This is a genomic window from Pseudomonas sp. SIMBA_041, assembly GCF_046535095.1.
Classification (GTDB): domain Bacteria; phylum Pseudomonadota; class Gammaproteobacteria; order Pseudomonadales; family Pseudomonadaceae; genus Aquipseudomonas; species Aquipseudomonas mucoides.
Map to the genome: position 1 here is coordinate 1 of NZ_JAWRXJ010000515.1, position 259 is coordinate 259.

Below are 259 nucleotides of genomic sequence, written 5' to 3' on the forward strand. Positions count from 1 at the left end.
CGACACCATGGAACGGTAGCATATGATGTTCACACAGTGAATAAAACTCAATGTTCTGTACCAGTACCAGCTCGCGATTGGCTGATGGAAACACAGCGTCATTGACCACTTCTTCTATGCTTTGATGATAGCCTTGGGTCAGATGAGCAAAGGCCTTTGCAGCACGTACAGGCGTATCTAGCAAACCCGGACGATCTAAGTCTTCGCCAGTTGAAGCAATCAGTTGGCGATAAGATTCGGTACTTTCTTTATAATCTGG

1 protein-coding gene is annotated in these 259 nt (G+C 45.9%); it reads right to left on the bottom strand.

Features of this window, described 5'->3' with window-relative positions:
- On the bottom strand, positions 1-223 hold a 223-nt coding region (locus SB725_RS32145), incomplete at its 3' end, for a GTP cyclohydrolase I (RefSeq protein WP_410923537.1).
- Between the last annotated feature and the right edge of the window lie 36 nt (positions 224-259).